The 21,659-nt window shown below is 41.9% G+C and carries 15 protein-coding genes; all 15 read left to right on the forward strand.

Translation table 11 applies throughout. The features are described from left to right. Positions 1 to 562 precede the first annotated feature (562 nt). The 15 genes from ACLRYO_RS06055 to ACLRYO_RS06125 all read left to right on the forward strand — a co-directional run bounded on the left by ACLRYO_RS06055 (position 563) and on the right by ACLRYO_RS06125 (position 21,278). Entirely contained in the window at positions 563 to 934 is a 372-nt protein-coding gene (locus ACLRYO_RS06055; protein ID WP_278467304.1) for a CGGC domain-containing protein, read from the forward strand. Between the two features lie 184 nt (positions 935 to 1,118). Then, on the forward strand, positions 1,119 to 2,291 hold the full coding sequence (locus tag ACLRYO_RS06060) for a M48 family metallopeptidase (protein ID WP_021147518.1): 1,173 nt from the start codon (positions 1,119 to 1,121) through the stop codon (positions 2,289 to 2,291). Positions 2,292 to 2,929: 638 nt separating this feature from the next. Next, positions 2,930 to 3,541, forward strand: a complete 612-nt coding sequence (locus ACLRYO_RS06065; RefSeq protein WP_004694376.1) for a MotA/TolQ/ExbB proton channel family protein — start codon at positions 2,930 to 2,932, stop codon at positions 3,539 to 3,541. Continuing rightward, on the forward strand, positions 3,538 to 3,942 hold the full coding sequence (locus tag ACLRYO_RS06070) for a biopolymer transporter ExbD (RefSeq protein WP_329881084.1): 405 nt from the start codon (positions 3,538 to 3,540) through the stop codon (positions 3,940 to 3,942). Before ACLRYO_RS06065 ends, ACLRYO_RS06070 begins: the two co-directional genes overlap by 4 nt. A gap of 4 nt (positions 3,943 to 3,946) precedes the next feature. Next, entirely contained in the window at positions 3,947 to 4,693 is a 747-nt protein-coding gene (locus ACLRYO_RS06075; protein ID WP_413084743.1) for an energy transducer TonB, read from the forward strand. Positions 4,694 to 4,870: 177 nt separating this feature from the next. After that, entirely contained in the window at positions 4,871 to 6,817 is a 1,947-nt protein-coding gene (locus tag ACLRYO_RS06080; RefSeq protein WP_390525538.1) for a TonB-dependent receptor, read from the forward strand. Between the two features lie 143 nt (positions 6,818 to 6,960). After that, positions 6,961 to 8,943, forward strand: a complete 1,983-nt coding sequence (locus tag ACLRYO_RS06085; RefSeq protein ID WP_413084744.1) for a TonB-dependent receptor plug domain-containing protein — start codon at positions 6,961 to 6,963, stop codon at positions 8,941 to 8,943. A gap of 43 nt (positions 8,944 to 8,986) precedes the next feature. Next, on the forward strand, positions 8,987 to 9,940 hold the full coding sequence (locus ACLRYO_RS06090) for an ABC transporter substrate-binding protein (RefSeq protein WP_413084745.1): 954 nt from the start codon (positions 8,987 to 8,989) through the stop codon (positions 9,938 to 9,940). After that, positions 9,933 to 10,970 (forward strand): FecCD family ABC transporter permease, encoded by a 1,038-nt coding sequence (locus tag ACLRYO_RS06095; protein WP_302146598.1) that lies wholly within the window; start codon positions 9,933 to 9,935, stop codon positions 10,968 to 10,970. Before ACLRYO_RS06090 ends, ACLRYO_RS06095 begins: the two co-directional genes overlap by 8 nt. Further along, entirely contained in the window at positions 10,970 to 11,815 is an 846-nt protein-coding gene (locus ACLRYO_RS06100; RefSeq protein ID WP_316709014.1) for an ABC transporter ATP-binding protein, read from the forward strand. The genes ACLRYO_RS06095 and ACLRYO_RS06100 overlap by 1 nt, the downstream gene beginning before the upstream one ends. Before the next feature lie 84 nt (positions 11,816 to 11,899). Next, a complete protein-coding gene (locus ACLRYO_RS06105; RefSeq protein WP_287541489.1) occupies positions 11,900 to 12,829 on the forward strand; it encodes an ATP-binding protein in 930 nt (309 codons plus the stop codon). 2 nt (positions 12,830 to 12,831) lie between these two features. Continuing rightward, positions 12,832 to 14,847, forward strand: a complete 2,016-nt coding sequence (locus tag ACLRYO_RS06110; protein ID WP_316709012.1) for a VWA domain-containing protein — start codon at positions 12,832 to 12,834, stop codon at positions 14,845 to 14,847. A gap of 3 nt (positions 14,848 to 14,850) precedes the next feature. Then, positions 14,851 to 18,474 (forward strand): cobaltochelatase subunit CobN, encoded by a 3,624-nt coding sequence (cobN, locus tag ACLRYO_RS06115; protein ID WP_413084746.1) that lies wholly within the window; start codon positions 14,851 to 14,853, stop codon positions 18,472 to 18,474. A gap of 1 nt (position 18,475) precedes the next feature. After that, entirely contained in the window at positions 18,476 to 19,387 is a 912-nt protein-coding gene (locus tag ACLRYO_RS06120) for an ABC transporter substrate-binding protein (protein WP_413084747.1), read from the forward strand. A gap of 22 nt (positions 19,388 to 19,409) precedes the next feature. Next, the gene (locus ACLRYO_RS06125) at positions 19,410 to 21,278 is read left to right on the forward strand and encodes a TonB-dependent receptor plug domain-containing protein (protein WP_413084748.1); all 1,869 of its coding nucleotides are present in this window, start codon (positions 19,410 to 19,412) and stop codon (positions 21,276 to 21,278) included. Positions 21,279 to 21,659: the final 381 nt, after the last annotated feature.

Below are 21,659 nucleotides of genomic sequence, written 5' to 3' on the forward strand. Positions count from 1 at the left end.
GAGGATAGGAAGCCGCTGATTGCTTAAAGGCACACCTGAGGGTGTGTCTTTTTTTGTATATGGCTTCCTATCCTCCCAGGGGACCTGGTAAGCAGGGCAGTAGAAGATGGAGGAGCAACGCGACGACAGATTCACTGCATCACTTTCTTCCGAATGTAAGATTTACCGAACTGCGAAGCAGTGAAGGGAAATCCACAGTAAGGAAGCAAGTAGGGCAAGTTAAAGGTAATAAGAATTAAACGACGACAGATTCACTGCATCGCTTAGTTCGGAGCGTAAGATGGACATGTAGCGCAGCTACATAGGTCCTTCCACAGCGACGAACACCTCGTATCCTGGAGCAAAGAACCGTACATAAGAACTCGCTGATTAAGCTAAAGGCACACCTGAGGGTGTGTCTTTTTTTGTATGGATTTTTATTCTTTTAAGGGAACTAATGAGCAAAGCAGTAGACGTTGAAGGAGTTACTTATATAATTAGTATTAATTATCGTGCTTTGAAGCACATATTTTTCTCATGGATATGGTATACTTAGGCTTATATCATATTTATAGGAGGTCATATGGCTAAGAAAATTGCGGTTCTCGTGAATGAGGATACAATGCAGCGCTGTTCTTGTGGCGGTTGTTTGAAAGCATTTATGAATAAAGCGGATTCCTTTGAGCGTTATGCTGATGAGGATATTGAGTTGGTGGGGTTCACACATAGTGGTGGGGATCTAGCTAAGAAGATTGAGTCTTTTAAGAAAAAAGGTGTTACTACGGTACATCTTTCTACATGTACGCGTGGTAAGAATGAAAATTATGAAAGCATCGCAGAGCAGTGTGCTGAGGCAGGCTTTGATGTAGTAGGCTATACACATGGTGGCGCTGTTTCTAAAGATGGTAAAGAAGCGGTAGTACTTTCAGCTAAACCAGTAACGACAGATCAATAGTTTGCAATGTTTGAATTAACCATAATAGATTGCACCATCTTATGATAGATGAATGATTGTTCCATTATTCATTCTATATTTATCATGAAGTAATATTATATAGGTAGTGTGGAAATTCTGGCGTTTTCTTACATTATATATTGTTTTATTATATAGCTATATCATTGTTTAAGAGGTTGAGAGAATGAATAAGAAATTTACAGCGGCTACTTTATCTATTGCTATGGCAGTGACAATGGCACCTACTATGATGCAAACGGCTTCTGTTAATGCTGCGTCTGCTGCGGTACAATCTTTAGCTGGTGGTGCTATTGCTATGGCTTACGTATCTACTGCATTAAATAAAATGGATAATTCTGCAGAGGGGCAACAGGAGAGTTTGGCACGCACAAAAGAGAAAACTGGTTACTTAAACGATAGTGCCGCCCAAGAGCGTGTAAATCGAATTATGAAGACATTAGAGGCTACACCTAGTGTAAAACGTTCCTACGTTGTATATGCGAATCCTGATGAGGAGTTTAATGCGTTTGCCACACTTGGTCGCGTTATGTCCATTAACAAGGGTGCTCTAGATACGCTAGATGATGATCAATTGGCCTATGTAATGGCTCATGAAATCTCTCATGGCGAGCATAAAGATATTATTAATGGCGCTAAGAAGCAAATCGGTCTTTCTACAGCGGTCGGCATTGCTGCTGGCGGTAGTGAAGGTGCGGCTATTTTATCTAATGTGGCAGGTAACTACTTATCCAATCAAGTGTTTACGATGAGTCAAGAAAAAGCCGCTGATGAGTTAGGCTTTAAGATTTTAAGTGAGTCTCCATACAATGTGGGTGGTGCAGCTGGTTCTATGGCAGTACTGCGCAACAAAGTGGGGGAACACTACCGCGAAGGGCTTTCACAAGTGGTAGCACCTAATAACCATCCAAAGTTGTCCGATCGGGTGAACAATAATATTTCTCGTATGTACACATATTCTGGGAATCATGTAAACGTATCGAATGGTACTGTGTACGTAAACGGTGATAATATCTATACTCCAGCAGGTAGTGGCCGCTACACAGGCGAAGAGCGTGCTTATTACATGGCTGGTAAATTGGCACGATTGTATCATAACAATCAAGTGACACCAGGTTCTGCATCCTATAGTGGTGACACTGTAACGGTAGCTGGTCAATCCATTGTTTCTACGCCAAATGCAGATGTAGCATTACAAGTGGCAACAAATCTTAACAATGCATTTGTAAAGCCTGCAGGTTCTGCTGTTAATGCGAAAAAACCAGTGAAGGTTAAACAAGAAAAACCTAAAAAGGTAAAAGAAAATAAAAAGATAAAAGCTGATAAAGCTAAAAAATAAATGAGAGTTATAAATGGCATATAATTTGCTTTAAGGATTTATGTTATTATAATCAGAATAATCAGAGGACTGAGCCCATGAAGGCTTAGTCCTCTTTTTATATGGATTGTAATTTTTATAGTTTGAGTATAAGTTTATATGTTAATAAGTTTATAAGATGTATTGAGGGATATACGAGTAAGAAATAGACTGTAAAGATATTGTTGATCATAAGTATAATTATTATTCATGTGTAAATAAATTATATTCATAAAGCAATAATAGATTCATAAAAATACAGAGAATCTTTTGAGAATGGAAAGTGAATTGTAATGGGTTTATACCATGAAATATAAGAAATTATCTTGTTAAACATAGTTGCTATAGAAGGCTTTATTATATTTCTTGTAATATTTATGAATTATTTATGCGATAACTTAGTGTTGTCTATATATGGTGGATAGATGTATATTTAAGGTGGATGAAATATGTGCTTAGAATGGAATCCTATAGAAATACCATAACGGTAGGGGGTATAGGGTTATTGTACTTATACATGCTTTATAGGATAATGTCAATGTTGGTGGTTAATCTAATAATATAGATGACCATTTTTTTGTTAAATAATACGTAATTTTATACATTATATGGAGGCTATGATGGAGTATACAATTCACCTATTTAATGCAGGTGGTTTCGTTATGTATCCACTTGTACTATTCATGTTAGCAGCATGTACTATTTTATTTGAACGTATTCGTACGTACAGAAACATCAATCATGAGTTACAACAGTTGTCCGATAGCATTGATGCAGGTCGTAATAGTAATAATTGGTCTACTCTAGAAAATTCTATAAAAAATAGTGATGACGCATTGAGTAGATTCGTATCTCCTATCGTGGAGTCTGTATATAGTGCGGAAGGTTTAGAGAACCGTTTACATGATGTGGTAGGTTACATGGATGAACGTTTAAAACGCGGTCTTAACTGGCTTAGCATGATGGTAACAATGGCTCCATTACTTGGACTTTTGGGGACTGTTGTTGGTATGATTCGATCCTTCGCAGCCGTTGGAGGCGATATTGGTGCGCCTACTGTTATCACAGGCGGCGTATCCGAAGCGTTGGTTGCCACTGCAACGGGGCTTTCAGTAGCTATCGTAGCATTAGCTATCCATAGTTGGTGTACAGATAAAGTAAATTCTGATATTGCAAAGTTAGAGCAAAAATTAGGTTCTATTATGGATTTATATATTAGGAGTCAACGATGAAACGTAGTTCAGTAGGCATACAAAAAGAACCTACCATCATGATTATACCTATGATTGATATCGTTTTCTTCTTGCTCGTATTTTTCATGATGAGTACGCTATACATGAATACAGAGGAACAAATTCCTCTTAACTTACCAAAGGCCTCCTCTTCCTCTGCGAAGACGATTGAGCCTATCACGATTTCATTAACAGCTACACATAAAATGTATTTGAATGAACGTGAGATTGCCCCTGATCAATTGGGTAATGAAATTCAAGATATTGTTGCAAAAGAACCTCAACAGGCATTTATTGTGCGTGCCTCTGAGGATATTGCATATAAGGACGTTATCAATATTTTAGATAATCTTAAAATTAGTGGTGCTCGGTTTGTTAGCGTAGCTACAGAACGGAAGTGATTCTATGGTAGACAAACGATATGGAATTCCTTTCGTAGCTGCATTGGTATTAAATCTTGTATATTGGGGTGTTGTAGGTGATTGGTTTGGTCATATAAAACCTCCAGAAACACAAAAAAAAGACTTGGTTATCAACCTCGATATGGGGCAGCAAGAACCTCCTCAAGAAAAGAAGGATCCTGAGAAACTAAAGATTCACCCTGACGACAAACCCGTCGCAGGGGGCGGTAAAGCAGGTAGTGTGTTGCCTGATTTATCGGGAAAGCCGACAGAAGGCTTAAAAAATCTGAATCCTTACTTAGGTGGCAATGAGACGGCATCAGTCAATTTGAATGGTAATACTGATAATCCTGTTGGTAATCCAGGAAGTGGCAATGTACCAGGCCCTGGTGGTGGTAATGCTGGCAATGGTGGTAAAGCTAATGATGGGCTAGGCTCAGAAGTGGGAAATCCTGGTACTAGTAATACGGAAGGTACGGGTTACTTTGATGTTTCTGAATACCGAGCTAGCTTAGATGCTAATAAAGTAATGCCGCCACAAGCTGTTCGACGAGGTATTACCGGAGTAGTTACTATTAGAGTTTATTTTGATGGTGAAGGTAATTATGTAAGTGCTAAAATTGAAGAAAGCAGTGGCTCTAGTCTTCTAGATAATGATGCACTTGCACTTGCAGCTAGGTCAGGCGGTGCTATAAATACAACTGGCGAACCCAAATCAGATGTTTTTTATATAAGATATAGCTTTGAGTAGTGATTTGAATAGCTAGATTTAGTTGGAATAAAATGAATAAAAAGCAACTTTAATATGGAATATATATTATGTAGGGGATATGAGGATACTCGTATCCCCTACACTAAATTGCCCGTTGTTGTAGTATTTAAGCTATAAATTAATAGATTTTAAATAGTTTTTAATAGAAGATATAGGATGATAAATGGAATGAATAAATATGTATATGCGGCCACAATGATAGGTTTATTTAGTGTGACTACTAATGGTTATACTGTAGATGTAACAACTAATCAAAGTCAAGAGGCGGCAAATATTATTAATATAACAGCTAATCGTACAGCGTTATTAGATTTAGATACACCGGTATCGACTTCTGTTATTACCCAAGAGGATATACAAAATAGCGGCGCTAAGACTGCCTTTGATGCGGTCGCCAATGTACCGGGTGTAACCATTAATTCCTTTAGTGCGTCTGGCGCAGATTTTGGTGGCATGGATAGCCGTACGAATATTCGTGGCCTCGACCGCGGTGCACTTGTTCTTGTAAACGGTGTACCTATGAACTTAAATGGTAAGAGCGGAATTGGCTCTATACCTACCAGTGCCATTGAGCGCATCGAAGTTGTAAAGGGGGCGGCCTCTACCTTATATGGCGCAGAAGCTTTAGGTGGCGTTATAAATATTATTACAAAAACGCCGTCAAAAGAGGGCGGTTCTGCTATGGTAGCTGTAGGTAATCGAGGCTCCAAGAGATTTGATATTTCTTATGGTACTGATCGATTCCTCGTTGGTATCGATAGAAAATACTGGGGGACTCAAGATCCATCTACACCGGTGCGGTATGACTATACAGGCCGAAAGGGTTATGATTACTACACTACGCGCAATAAAGGTAATTCCTTAGGTGTGTTCATGAGCGGTAAGCTTTCAGATAAGATAACCTTAAATTATACTCGCGCTGAAAGCCGTTCCTCCTTTGGTTTGATTAGTACAGAAAGAAATCCTGTGAGACAGGCTCGTCATTCTACGACATATCATTACAAGGATGACCGTAATAATGCATCTTTGATTTATAAAGATGATAATACGACGGGAACATTGTTTTATAATGACCGTACTATGCGTGGTGAAAGCCGTGTTCATAGTGCTAAACAGTTCAAGCCGACCGAAACCAGTTATGTAGCTCGTCAATATGGTATAGATGTACAACATGAATGGGACTTTAGAGGCGGTAAGGATTATTTGATTGCCGGTGTTACAGGTAAGCAAGAAACCTATCGTGCCACACATGCCCCTGTGTATACACGGCCTCATCGTAATACCTATGCGGTGTACAGTAGCTATTCTCGTGAAATCAATCCCAAATGGACTGCCATTTTGGGCTTGCGTTATACAGCCATTAGTGATCCTATTAAGGACCAACATGTGTTAACGCCTCAGTTCCAATTGTTGCACACCATCAATAAAGCTTCCTCCATGTACTTAAATATAGGGAAAGCTTACACGATGCCTAGCTTGAGTGATTCATTCCGTAGCGTGAACCGCCAATATACAGCAGTAAGTGGTAAAAATCTTAAGCCTGAAGAGGGTTGGAACTATGAATTAGGTTATAAACGTCTTAATAAGAAGGATAGCTGGAAGGTGGACGTGTTCTATATGGACTTCAAGAACTTCTTCCAATGGCAACCTGATGTAAATGGTCGCCCAACCGTTCGCGTAAACGGTGGTAAATTCCACAATGTTGGGATTGAAGCTGAGTATAGTAGACATTTGTCAGATCGACTCAAAATGAGTGTAAGTGGTTCTTATTCTAATCCAAAACAAAAGGAAATGAATGAAACCTATTGGAAACAAGCGGCTCCTAAGTTACAGTTTACAACCGGCATTCATTATAAAAGCCCAACCTGGGAAGCTGGTACATCCTTTAGCTTTGTTACCAAACGTTTGCGCAATCGTGATGGCGGCTTGAATCCTAACATTGCTCTTTGGAATGCTTACGTTGGGTATCACTTTAACAAAGATGCTACATTACGCCTCGATGCACGCAATCTTTTGAATCGTCATAATGTGGTATCCAATGGAGATTATGAATACTGGGATGCACCATTCAATTATGAATTAAGTTATACACAAAAATTTTAATATGTATTAACGATACAATCCCCCGAGAATGCAGTAGCGGTAGGGGTATGGGTTTTGTGCGGGCCAAATAAATGTGTAATAATACAAATAAGTAGTTTATATAATTGTGTGAATGTATATATGTGTTAAGTGAGGCATTTGGTATGAGACAACAAATTAAGCATCGTATATCTATACTTGTAGGTTTAGCATTGATAGGATTGTCTGTGAATGGATATGCAGCAGAGGTAAGTGCTGATAAGACTCCCACTACAGCTGCATCGAGTGAATCTAATGGAGTATCTGAAATCCATACTATTAATGTAACAGCAAATCGCATGGCTCTTTTAGATTTAGATACGCCGGCTGCGATGGATGTTATTACTCAAAAGGACTTAGCTAATAGCGGTGCTAAAAATGCATTTGATGCAGTTAATATGGTACCAGGCATTACGTCTTTTTCCTATGGTGCATCCGGTCTTGAATATGGGGCTATGGATAGCCGTGTGAATATCCGTGGCCTTGAACGGGGATCCTTGATTCTTATGAATGGGGTACCGATGAACCTCAATGGCAAGGGCGGCCTTAGTTCTATTCCGACTAGCTCTATTGAACGCATTGAAGTATTAAAAGGTGCAGCGTCTGCTTTATATGGCGCTGATGCTATGAGTGGTGTTATCAATGTAATTACTAAGACTCCAAGTAAAGAAGGGGGCTCTGCTACGATAGGTTTTGGTAATATGGGCCGCCAAACTTATAAAATTAACTATGGGACGCCTCGCTTCTTAATAGGTGTGGAACGTAACTTTTTTGGCGCTCAAGATCCTGAAACCCCTATCCGCTCCGATATCGGTGGTTATGCTAGAGGGTATGAATATTATACAGCTCGTAACAAAGGGAATTCTTTAGGTGTATTTATGAGCGGTAAATTAAATGATAAGTTGACTTTGAACTTTAGCCGCTTTGAAGGTAATTCTTCTTTTGGGCAGTTAAGTACAGAAACGAATCCTATTAAGCAAAAGCTTCACTCTACAACATATGCTTATAAAGATACTAAAAATAATGCGTCTTTAGTTTATAAAGATGGCAATACTACAGGTACAATCTTCTACAACGATAGAGATTTGTATGGTAAAAGTCGCGTACATAGCAAAAAGGCATATACGTTGAGTGATAATAACTATATTGCTCGACAATATGGTTTTGATGTACAACATGAATGGGATTTCCGCGGTGGTAAGGACTATTTTATTGCGGGTGTACTTGGTAAACGAGAAACATATCGCACCACATCTGGTCCGTACTATGGAAATCCACATCGCAATAGTTATGCCGTTTATGGTACATACTCTTATCAAATCAATCCTAAATGGACTAGTATTTTAGGCTTGCGTTATTCGGATATTAAAGACCCTGTGAAAAATCAGCGCGTATTAATTCCTCAGTTCCAATTACAACATCGTATCAACAAGGAATCATCCATGTATATAAATGTTGGTAAAGCTTTTAGAATGCCGAATCTAAGCGATACTTTCAAGAAAATTAATAAAGGCTATGCCTCTGTTAGTGGACGCAATTTGAAACCTGAAGAAGGTTGGAATTATGAATTAGGCTATAAACACATTACTAACAAAGACAGCTGGAAAGTAGCGCTCTTCTATATGGACTTTAAAAATTTCTTCTCTTGGAAACCAGATAGCAATGGTAAAAACACGATTCGCGTAAATGGTGGTCGTTATAGAAATGTTGGTATCGAAGCTCAATATGACCGTAAATTAACAGATCATTTGAAGATGACTGTGGGAGCATCGTATTCCAATCCTAAACAACGAGAAATCGATAAGACCTATTGGAAACAAGCTAATCCTAAATTGCAATTTACCGGGGGAATCCATTATAACAGCTCAACCTGGACTGCAGGTACTAGCATCAACTTTGTTACAAAACGGATGAAGAACCGCGATGGCGGTACAAACCCAAATCTTATAGCTTGGAATGCATACGTAGGCTATCAGTTCAATGAAAACTCATCCTTGCGGTTAGATGCACGTAACTTGTTAAACCGTCATAATGTCATTTCAAATGGCGACTGGGAATACTGGGATGAACCATTTAATTACCAACTTAGTTATACTCAAAAATTCTAGTCTTTATGTAATCACTAATTAGAACTATACAAGGAGTATCATCATGAACAAGAAAATTGGATTTTTCATATGTTTGATGATACTCCTTTGTGTATGTTTAACAGGTTGTGGACCTCAATCGGAGGCAAATGTAACGCCATATACTCGTTATGTGGAAAGTCACGATGGCGTTCAAGTTGCTGTTCCAGAGCATCCAAAGCGGATTTTATCACTGTCCTCTGCGTTCGACACAATTTTATTGGGACTTATAGAACCAGAGCGTTTAGCGGGCATTAATAAATTGTCTACCTATGAGGAATATTCTTTAGAGGCAAAGCGCGCAAAGTTGATAAAGCCTGTGTTAAGCTCTTATCCTCTGGAAAAAATTATAGCCTTGAAACCGGATCTCGTTATAGCGCCAGATTATATATCGGCTGATGTTATCTATGGTTTACGGCACATGGGTATAGCCACTGTTGTGGTACCTACCCCTTCTACGGTGGACGGAGTGATTCAGAATGTGATGGAGATTGCTCATATTATCGGGGAAGATGAAAAGGGTAGCTTTTACAATCGGAAGATTCACCGTGAAATAGATGAAATAAAGCACCTAGCGGAATCTATTCCCCCTGAGCAGCGCAAGACGGTTCTTTTTGTATCATTTATGGACGGATACACGGGCACAGGAAGTCTTTTTGATGATATGTGTCACTATATGAGCATCTATAATGCTCCTGATCGGATTGGTTTACCACCACGAATACCCTTTGGGGAGGAGCGTGTGCTAGCTATGAACCCAGACTATATTTTTATTCCATCCTATAAGGGAATGGATAAGAATTTGGCGGATAGATATTTAAAAAATCCAGCCTTTCAAAATCTACAGGCTATTAAGGAAAATCGCGTTAAGCCCTTACCGGCAGCGTATTTATATACAATGAACCAGCATATCGGCGAAGCGATGCTAGCTATTATGCATACGGTGTATCCTCAATTAGAAAGGAATTCTCATGACTAAACAGAAACAACGCATCATGGCTATAACTCTGATTGGGGTGTTGCTATGTATTGTGAGTTTATTGGCGCTCCATGTAGGAACCATTATGATCCCTATCGGAGGGGGCGTGCAAAGTATTTTAAATGGCATGGGCATACCTGTGAGCTTCACGGAGCCTATTACGGCTGAGCAAGAGGCGGTACTGTGGTTTATCCGCATGCCACGCCTTATCATCGGACTGCTCGTAGGCGGTGCCTTGGCAATCGCTGGCGCCGTTATGCAAGGCGTTTTCTCAAACCCTTTGGCGGATCCAGGTATTATGGGTGTATCCGCAGGGGCATCTCTCGGCGCCGTTATTGCCATTGCTCTTGGCGTGACATCTCTTGGCATGTTTTACATGCCTGCTTTTGCCTTTGTAGGGGCCTTTGTATCCGTTGGGATTACGATTCTCTTAACGTGGCGTAATAACAAACTCGACACGACTACATTGTTGCTAGCAGGGGTTGCTGTTAGTATGCTGCTCGGTGCTTTTACATCGGGTATCTTGACGATGATTAATGAATACCGCTTGCGGGAATTCCTATTCTGGATGGTGGGCGGTCTTGATTTTCGCCGTTGGGATCACGTTTTGCTAGCTGTGGGCCCTATCGTGACGGGCAGTATTATATTGATGATGCTCGGTCGTCACTTGAATGTGCTCGTTCTGGGCGATACAGAGGCGCGTGCCTTAGGCTTGCCTGTTATGGCATATCGCATGGTATTCCTATTCCTAGCGTCTGTAGTTACGGCTACTGCCGTATGTGTCAGCGGTTCTATTGGCTTTGTGGGCCTCGTGGTACCTCATATCGTGCGTCTTTTGGTAGGGCCAGATCATAGGATATTATTGCCGATGGCGGCCGTTGGTGGTGCGCTGTTCCTTGTATTCTGCGATACCTTAGGCCGCGTCATCGCCCAGCCAGTGGAGATTCGTGTTGGTATCATGACGGCTCTCTTAGGGGCACCGTATTTTCTTTATTTACTTCATCGCTTGCGTCGTAAAGGAGGGGCCTAATGAAACTAGATGTTCAATCTCTATCTGTCACATTAGGAGACACAACCATTGTAAAAGAGGCATCCTTTGCTATTGATCGGGGCGAGTTCGTAGGCATTATCGGCCCTAATGGCTCTGGTAAAACGACGTTGTTAAAAGCATTGCGTGGCCTTTATCCTACATCTGGTGGAAATATTTTCTGGGATGGTAAAAGTATCGCCTCTTTGAGCGATAAAGAAATCGCTCATCATGTGGCGTATATGCAACAGTCTGTAAATGTTTCCTTCGATTATGAAGCCATCGATATTGTGATGACCGCTCGTTATCCTTATTTGAAATGGTGGGAACAAGAAGGCCCTGAAGATAAAGTTATCGTTGAACAGGCTATGAAAGAGGTAGGCGTTTATCATCTGCGGAATCGTTCTGTACAATCTTTGAGTGGCGGTGAGCGTCAACGGGTATTCTTAGCAAAGGCTTTGGCACAACAAACAGAGGTCCTATTACTAGATGAGCCGACGGCTGCCCTCGATCTAGTATATGCTGACGATATCTTTCATGAGGGTCGCAGATTATGTGACGAAGGTAAAACGATTTTAATTGTCGTTCATGACTTAGAATTAGCCGCAAAATATTGCACTAAACTCGTCTTAGTTAGTGATGGTCACATCGTTGATGTAGGTGCACCTCGAGATGTGCTCACTGCAGATAATTTAAAATCTGCCTTCCACTTGTCTGCAGCAGTTTACGACGATCCATATTTCAAACAACAACGTATCTTTGTGTTCCCAAAAGGAACTACGGATATTGAGGATTATAAACAAACAGAGACTAGTGGAGAGATGTCAATTGATCCTCAACTGAAATAGACATATAAGTGCCTATGTATAGGTCAGTAAATTTCCTGTTTATCTTGATATATTTGTATTGCTATTCCTAGCGAGGTCAGGCTTATGTTATATCCATTTACTGCTATTGTTGGTCAAGATGAAATGAAATTGGCTCTTTTGCTAAATGCCATCAATCCGTCCATTGGCGGTGTGTTAATTGAGGGCGAAAAGGGTACTGCAAAGTCTACGGCTGTACGTGCATTGCCAAGCTTGTTACCTCCGATGGAAACAGGGACTGATGCGATGACCGTAGTAGAATTACCTATAAATGCTACGGAAGACCGCGTTGTAGGGTCTATTAATTTAGAAAAGGCATTGCAAGAGGGGGTAAAAGCTTTTGAACCGGGGATTTTACACGCAGCACATCAAAATATTCTCTATGTAGATGAGGTGAATCTATTAGATGACCATATTGTAGATATTTTGCTAGACGTGTCCGCTATGGGGGTAAATACGGTAGAGCGTGAAGGGGTAAGCCATTCTCATCCATCTCGCTTCATCCTCGTCGGAACTATGAACCCTGAAGAGGGGGACCTAAGACCTCAGCTATTAGATCGCTTTGGGTTGTCCGTCATGGTCTATGGTGAACAGGATCCAGCACAGCGGATGGAGGTGATTAAGCGACGTCTTGCATTTGGCGATGCTCCAGAAGCGTTTATAGCGTCTTATGAGGAATCGGAGCAAGCATTACATGAGCGCTTGCTACAAGCTCGCAAATTATTACCAACCATTATTCCCTCCGATGATAGTTTGCTTAAGATAGCGAGCATCAGTATCGGCGTTGGCGTTGATGGACATCGCCCAGACATTACGATGATGCACACCGCTCGCGCTCATGCAGCCTTTCACGGTCGCTCACAAATCATAGATGACGACATTAAGGTGGCCGCAAGATTGACGTTAAAACATCGCATGCGGAGATTGCCTTTTGAAGAACAAGGTCACGACGAAGACCGCATCGATACAGCAGTATCTGCGGTAATCGAGGGCTAGCTATGGAAACATCTGTACAAGAGGCTCTCAAAATAGGCCTTGTAAACGACCAGATACATAGCATTGTCATTTCTGGGGGAACTGGTGTCGGTAAAAGTTTTATGGTTCGTCAGTGCCTCAATACATGGCATATTCCCTATCGTGTTATACCGGTTTATATAGATAGCTCACAACTTCAAGAAAGCATCGATTTTGAAGCCTCTCTCGAGCAAGGCAAGATGGTTATGTCCTCTAGTCTATTAGATGACGATAATACGCGATGCTGGCTCATCGATGATGGTCATGTGGTATCCCCAGAAGTGCGTCATGCCGTATTAACAGAGGCAAAACGCCGCCAAATCTTGTTGATTATGACCATAAACCATGAGCATAGAGCCTTAACTGATGCGGAATGGGAACTCGTAGATGTACACGTATCTATGGAACCAGCTTCATTGGAGTCTAGGGTGGCGGTATTACAACAAACTCGAGATGTAATTTCTTGTGCAGATACTGTGTTACCTTCAACAGAAGAGCACTCATCTAAGGATGTAGTCAGTTTAATCGATCATAAGCGGATTTCATCGATTGCCGTTCCTGATGCAATGATTTCATTAGCCATTTCCTATGCACTCCAAGCTCGTACTGTAGGTTACGGTGCAGAGTTTATATTGCTTCAAGTTATGAAATCACTGGCGCTTCTTGAGGGGGTTTCTTACTGTAAGCCCATTCATGCAGAGCGGGCCGCTCTTTATGTACTGCCTCATCGGATGAAGCGTGATGACACAACCACATCACAGCCTTCACAAGGGGAGAATGGAAATAGTAAAACGGATAGAAATCAACTAGAAAATAGGGCCGAACATGCATCGGACCAAGCTGATGAAGATGAACAATATGAAGCGGACCAAAATGATTCTATGGGCAATGAAGCAGCTCCTAAGGATTCAAACGCTAATGATGGGGACACTCATTCTGCTATGAATAGTACAGAAGATGCATCTTCTCAGCAAGACGATTCAAGTGAAGCTGATGGTTCTAATCAATCTAACGACTTAGATGCTACACAGAAGGAATCCTGTGATTCCGAAGTTATGAACGTAGGTGGAGACGACTCACAACGCTTATCCTCTTTATGTTTGCCCGATACGGTTGCCCGTATAGCTAACCAATTATTCCAATGGAAACTAGAATCCTCTAAAACAGTAGACCGTCAGTATCGCAAGGGCTCAGGTCGTCGCCTCATGACCAAAACAAAGGACACTAGAGGGCGTATGATTCGAGCTTACCAAGATGAACATGCGCTAGAGGACTTAGCGCTGGTCGATACGTTGCGAGCAGCAGCACCCTACCAACGATTGCGGGCTGCTACTAAGACGGAACAAGAAAAACTATCTACTCAGTCCCAGCAATTAAAGCATCAAGGCGGCAAGGGATTAGCTATAGTGATAAAATCTCAGGATTATCGCCGAAAAGCCCGTGAAAAGCGCATTGGTGCATATCAACTTTTCGTGGTAGATGCCAGTGGATCTATGGCGGCGCGTCATCGCATGGAGGCCACTAAAGCGGCTATTCTCAGTCTCTTGCGAGACTCCTATATCCACCGTGATTCGGTAGGGCTCATTGCGTTCCGCAAGGAGTCGGCAGAGGTGTTATTGCCTTTTACGCGCAGCGTTGAGCGAGCAGAGCGATTGTTAACCTCTATGCCTACAGGCGGTAAAACGCCGTTAGCTCACGGTTTACGGATGGCCTATACCCTGTGCGATAGATTGTTACGTGCCCATCGGGCGGAACGAATTCAGATTATATGTATCACCGATGGTCGAGCTACGTCGGGTGATTCTGAGGACCCTGTAGCGGAATCCAAGCAATGGGCTCGTATCCTTGGTACTTTGCCTGTAGATTGTATCGTTATCGATACGGAAACGGGTTTTATCAAACTTGGATTAGCTAAGGAATTATGTAAATTGATGAATGGCAGTTATTATGCCATGGATACTATTACGGCAGATCGTATTTTGCGAGTGTCTCGGAGGTAGATCATGAGTCGACTCATGTATATTTCTAACTTAGGAAAACAAATCCAATATATAGAAAAGGCCGTTGCTACCTACCCTGAATTGATGCAAGGTGAGGTGGATATTTGCAATATGAAAAAACCTCCTCTCTGGGACGGTGATTTTGAAAGTCGCCTTCGTGCTGCCGATGTAGTACTCGTAACAAACATGGGGGTTGGCTTAGACTCGCCATTCTTAGAACGCCTTGAACGATGGCTATATGCGCATCATCCAAAATACTGGATCGATGTGGTAGAGCCTAAGAAAACGGATATTCTGTATCGTAATATAGATGAGGATAAACGGATTCGTCTTGAAAGTTATCGTCGTACTAGTGGCATCATGAACTATGTGCGGCTCATTAACGGTGCTTTCAGTACAAAACCAATTTCTGAATGGGAAGAACCTGACCGAATTCCGTGGCAAGCCATTATGGGGCGAGCAGGCAATATCTACGAGACCTACGATGAGTTTATGGATGCCGAAGGAAACCCAGATTGGCCGTCCATCGCGGTGTACTTTTACCGTGACGAGTGGATTATGGGGGATATTTATTATCAACAGGCCTTATTTGAAGAAATTTATAAACATCAGTACAATCCGATTATCTTTTATGGGCAATACGGTTCGAATCCTCGCGTAGGCATTCCGAATATGAAATTGTCCATGAACCATCTTTTTGGGAAGGATGTATTCCCCTTTGATGTGCTTATCAATACTTGTAAATTCTCCTTCCAGTCCTTAGGGGCTCAAACCTTGGAGGAGCTAAAATTACAGGACGTACCTATCATTCAAGGGTATACCATATACATGGATGAGAAGTCCTGGGTTGAGAATCCTCAAGGAGTTACGCCGTTAGATGTGAATTTATCCATATCACAGCCTGAGTTAGACGGTGTTATTCAAGGCGGTGTAGTGGCCTGTCAGACCTTTGATGAGTGTGGTCACTATGTGTATTTACCCGTGAAAGAGCGCATTGCGGCCGTCGTTCAGCGAGCTATTAAATGGTCTAAGCTGCGCCATATTCCTGTATCTGAGCGAAAGATAGCCATTGTTTTACATAACTATCCGCCTAAGAATTCTAATATTGGTTCTGCAGCAGGCCTTGATACACCTGAGTCGGTGCTACGATTATTAGAACAGATGAAAGAGGAAGGTTATACGATAGATTCTGTGCCTGATACGAGTGCAGATTTAATGGACATTGTTACATCCCACATGACAAACGACCGCTCCATGCTTACCGATGAGTTGCTAGCCTCGGCTAAAGGTCGCTTGAGCAGTAAGGATTACAAAGCATACTTTGAAACACTGCCAGCAGATACGCAACAAGTCATGGTTACATCTTGGGGGGAAGCCCCAGGAGATGTATTTGTCTACGATGATGAAGTCATCATACCAGGTTTTTCAAATGGCAATCTGTGGATTACGGTGCAACCACCGCGCGGGTTCGGGGAGAATGTATCCGCCATTTATCACGATCCTTGCTTACCTCCACCACATCAATATTTGGCCTTTTATCACTGGGTGCGGAACGTCTTTCAAGCTGATGCGGTCATTCATGTAGGCACACATGGCTCCTTAGAATGGTTGCCTGGTAAGGGGGCTGGTCTCAGTGCTAGCTGTTATCCTGAAATCGGCATCTCTAGTTTGCCAAATATTTACCCGTACTGGACAACCATCATTGGAGAAGGCATACAGGCTAAGCGGCGTAGTTCAGCCTGTTTAGTGGGCCACTTGTCGCCACCGATGACGACGGCGGGACTCTACGATGAATTTGAAGAACTAGAAGCTTTACTAGATGAGCACAGTCATTTTGAACAGGAGCATCCTGAGAGTGTAGCTGACATAGGCGAAGTGATTCGCGAAAAGGCCCTGGCCTGTCATCTTATCGATGAAGAAAAGGGACCTATTATGGTGGTGGACGATATAATTACAGAAGTTCACGAAAAGCTAAGCGATTTGAAACATATGCAAATGCGCAATGGTTTACATATATTGGGTCAAGGCCCTGAGGGGACAGATTTAGAAGAATTTATTACCGCTATCATACGGACCCCTCAAGGAGATATTGCATCAGGTCTTGAAACGCTAGCCGCTGAGTTAGGGCATGATTGGTCGTATCTAGAGGAACATGCTGGCGAAATCAATGATGACGGAATTCGTAATAGTGTGATTATCGATAGAATTTGGCAGGAATTACGAGCGTTTGTGTCTAATATTATACATAAACCAGATTATAAGGCGCCTCAAAGTTTAGAGCCTTTGGAAGATGACATAGTTCGTGAGTATATACCTAAATTAGGTCAAACCCAAAATGAGCTCAGCTCTATCTCTAAAGCGTTACAAGGAACCTATGTTGAACCTGGTCCTGGTGGAGCCCCATCGAGTGGTCAAGTCGATGTATTACCTACGGGTCGTAACTTTTATGGTTTAGATGAAAGAGCCTTGCCTACAAAGATAGCCTACCAATTAGGTATAGAGCTTGCAGATCAAGTTATGGCTGATTATATTTTAAATGAACAGCGCTATCCCGAGACGATAGGGATTATCTTATGGGCTAGTAGCAACTCTAGAAGTCATGGTCAGTGTTTAGGTGAATTCCTCTACTTGTTGGGGGTTCGTCCTAAATGGCAATCTAACGGTCGTATTTCAGGTCTCGAGGTCATTCCGCTAGATGAATTACAACGCCCTCGTATCGACGTGATGGGTCGCATCAGTGGTCTTATTCGAGATATGATGCCTACTGCCATTAGTTGGCTCGATAAGGCCGTTGAAATGGTAGCAGAATTAGATGAGTCCTTGGAAGACAACTACGTGAAAAAGCATATTCATGATGATGTGGATTGGCTCGTTGAACAAGGTGAAGATCCTATGCTAGCCACTAAAAAGGCACGCCTTCGTATCTTTGGCGACCCACCACAAGCTTATGGCACGGGTGTGGGTGCCCTGATTGAAGGTAAAAATTGGGAGTCCTTAAGCGACATTGCACAAGTTTACAGCAAGTGGAGTAGCTTTCACCTGCATGAGGACATTCCTCAGGATATGAGGCTATTCCAACGGCGATTAACTACGATGGATTTAACCATTAAGAACGAAGATAATCGGGAAACGCACATTTTGAGTGCTGATGATTATTATAGCTATCATGGTGGTCTCATTGCGGCGGTGCGAAATGCAAAAGGTAGTGCTCCTCGTGCCTATGTGGGGGATAGTACAGATCGCAGCCGCGTCGTGATGCGGTCCTTATCGGATGAGTTTCGCCGCGTTGTACAAGGGGAAACGCAGAATCCGAAATTCATTCAGGCCATGATGAACCATGGCTACAAAGGGGCATCGGATATGTCTAATGTGGTTTCTCATAGTTTTGGCTGGGATGTTACCAGTGATGTGGTGCCTGACTGGGTTTATGAGGGGTATGCTAACAAATATGCCTTAGACAAAGTGGTGCAAGACTGGATGCGCAATGTAAACCCTTGGGCCTTACAGCGCATTGCAGAAATTTTGTTAGAAGCTGCTCAACGTGGCTATTGGGATGCAGCTCCAGATATGCTGGAGGAATTGCAGTCTCTATATATTTCAATGGAAGGTGTTATAGAAGGTCGTTAATATGAAACAAAGAATATCTATTATATGTACCATATTAATGATGGTACTTCTGGTGGTCGGTTGTGGTCCTACGCAGATGGAGGCTACAGGCACCACACATCAAGTTACGGATGGTACAGGGGTAACCGTTACGGTGCCTAACGAGCCGAAGCGCATCGTTCCTATTGCTGCGAGTACAGAGGATATAGTGTTATCTTTGGTTGATCCGAGCCGAGTGGCAGCTGTTGGCACTGTGCCTAACAATGTGCCTGACGAGTCTGCCAAGGTCGAGAAACATGTGAAAGCAACTGCTGAATCCATGCTGTCTGTACAACCTGATTTAGTGTTAGTTCCAAACTGGATGTCTCCAGATGCGATTGGGGAAATGCGGAATATGCAGATTCCTGTTTACGTCTATAAGACTCCGACTACGGTAGAAGAGGCAAAGGCTGTTATTCATGAAATTGCAGGACTCTTACATGCATCGGATGAAAAGATGATTGCTAGTATGGATGCAGATCTGAAAATTATAGAAGAACTAGCAAATAAACATACCGGTGAACGCCCTGTAGTGGCATTTTATACGCAATTTGGCCTAACCGGCGGCAAGGGATCAACCTTTGATGATATGACTAAATATTTGAAAGTTACCAATGCGGCGGCTCAATTAGGCTTAGGCCCTTTTGATAATGGGACGCGAGAGGATTTAATTAAAGCGAATCCGGATATTATTATTATTCCATCTGTGTCTTACACTTCAGATGGCACTACACCGGCAACCGCGGAGCAGCTCTATTCTGACCCTGCTTTGCAAGGTGTTAAGGCCATCGCCAATCGTCGTGTGTTCCTTGTAGATTCCTCGCAGGTCATGAGTTATTCCCAATTTATGACCCGCGCAATGGTTTCTATGGCACAAAATATATATAGCAAGTAATTTAGTGTGTGTGGAGGTTTTTATGAAAGTATCAAGAATGCAACGATTATCCCTATACGTAGGGTTAGCCCTCGTATTTGGTAGCACTTTGAGTGCTCCTAATGTATTAGCTGTTGAAGCTGGTGATGCGAAAGAAGCGCATACCATTGTTGTTACCGCAACTCGTAGTGAACAACAACTTTCAGAAGTGCCAGCTAGTGTAGGCGTAGTAACAGGTGACGATATTCGTGAGCGCCATGCTACGAATATGAACGAAGCCTTGAACATCGTACCGGGCGTAGATATTAATACGTATGGTGGTGGCGTAGGTTACACGAACTCCAATGCATTCCGCATCAATGGGTCTGACCAAGTATTGTATTTGGTAGATGGCATCAATATGGGTGCAGCAGGTGTGAATCCGCCGATGACTATTTTGAAAGATATGTCTAGCATTGACCGCATTGAAGTCCAACGTGGTGCAGGCTCTACATTGTATGGTTCTGGTGCCATCGGTGGTGTAGTAAACGTAATTACTGCAAAACCTGAGCAAGGGGTACAAACTAAACTTCGTGTGATGGGAGGCAGCAATGATTTAGAACAATACGCTATTACAAACGAAGGTAGCAAAAAAGATTGGTACTGGCGTGTAGGAGTACAAAAAGATATCATTGGTTCTTACAAAGATGGTCATGGCGTGCGCGTTCCTCAACATGGCAACAGCCATACTGCATCCTTCATGGTGGGCAATAAAATCAATGAGAAGAACGATGTAAAAATATCTTACGACACATATCGTGGTGATGTAATGTACTCCGACCATTTGGGTGCCCTTAATCACATTCGTTATGGTAATGAAGCAAATGACTCCTTACGCGCGATTTGGAACAACAAAATCAGCAATCGTTGGAGTCATCAATTATACTTGATGAATAATCATTATAAAACAACATATGATGGGTACTTAACGGATGTGAAGACTCGTGGTATTGGGGATCAAATTACGTATAAAGCGAAAGACCATACTGTAGTAGGCGGCTTCGACTGGCGTCAAGATAAAGTGGTTAACATGGGTGGCGTGAAGCTTACGAACGCGTCTTACTTCATTCAAGATGAATGGAAATTCGCTCCTAAGTGGACTGTAACGCCTGGTATCCGTGTAGACCATCATTCTGCTTTCGGTACACATACATCTCCATCCATCAGCCTCGGCTATGATGTAAATGAGAAGACAAATGTGTATGCTGCGTATAAAGAGTACTTCTTGGCACCTACACCATACCAATTATTTGATGGTTTCAATGGCAACCGCAACTTGAAACCTGAAACAGGTCATGAATTTGATTTAGGTGTACATCATAAATTCGGTAAAACTTGGAATGGTAATCTTAGCTTCTTTAGCCGTAGTACAAAGGATAAGATCGGTTGGGTTATGACTGATCCGGCAAACTTCACAGGTCAATATCGCAATTTTGACACTGAAAAAGCTCGTGGCATCAATGCAGATGTGCGTAAACAATTGACTAATCACTTGTCCGCACGTCTTGGCTATACGTATACTCATATCGATGCAACACCAACTCGCAAAGCAAACCGTGATGGATATGTACCAAAACATGCTGTTAACGCAGGCCTTGATTACAACGATGCTAAATGGGATGCTCATTTGGATATTCGTGGTATTATCAATCGTCCTGGTACAGCAGATAATGTATTTCCACGTAAAACATACTGGTTGGCTGATATCAGCGCTAACTATCGGGTACGCGAAAATGTTACTGTATTTGGTCGTATCAATAATATCTTTGATACATACTATGCGGAACAATCTAGCGTTCGTTGGGGCAACCCTGGTGAATGGTGGCCAGGTCAAGGTCGCAACTTCCGTCTAGGTGTAGAAGTGACTATCTAATAGATATAACTACTGCAATGGTTCGATTATAAAGCTATACTAATAATTGACAATTACGTCGTAGTTATTTGTATAGCTTCAAAAAGTAATCTATATCATGGTGAAAGAGCCTCTCGTGGGGCTCTTTCATTTTTATTATAGTTTTTGATGGTATATTGAGACCGCACTAAGTACCATGAGAGTTATTTTCAATAACCGATAAATTAAGTATAGGTAAATAAGTATATGTTATAAAACTATAGATTTTCTATAGTAAAAGCTCTATAATATTATGTATCTATCTATAGGTATTCATAGTTTATGTTTTGTGATGTACTTGTATATTTGCTTGTATAGTAAGTGTTTTGTTACTTTCACAGTTATCAAAACCTTCCAATGGAG

Source organism: Veillonella parvula (genome assembly GCF_047241225.1).
GTDB classification, from domain to species: Bacteria; Bacillota; Negativicutes; order Veillonellales; family Veillonellaceae; genus Veillonella; species Veillonella parvula_O.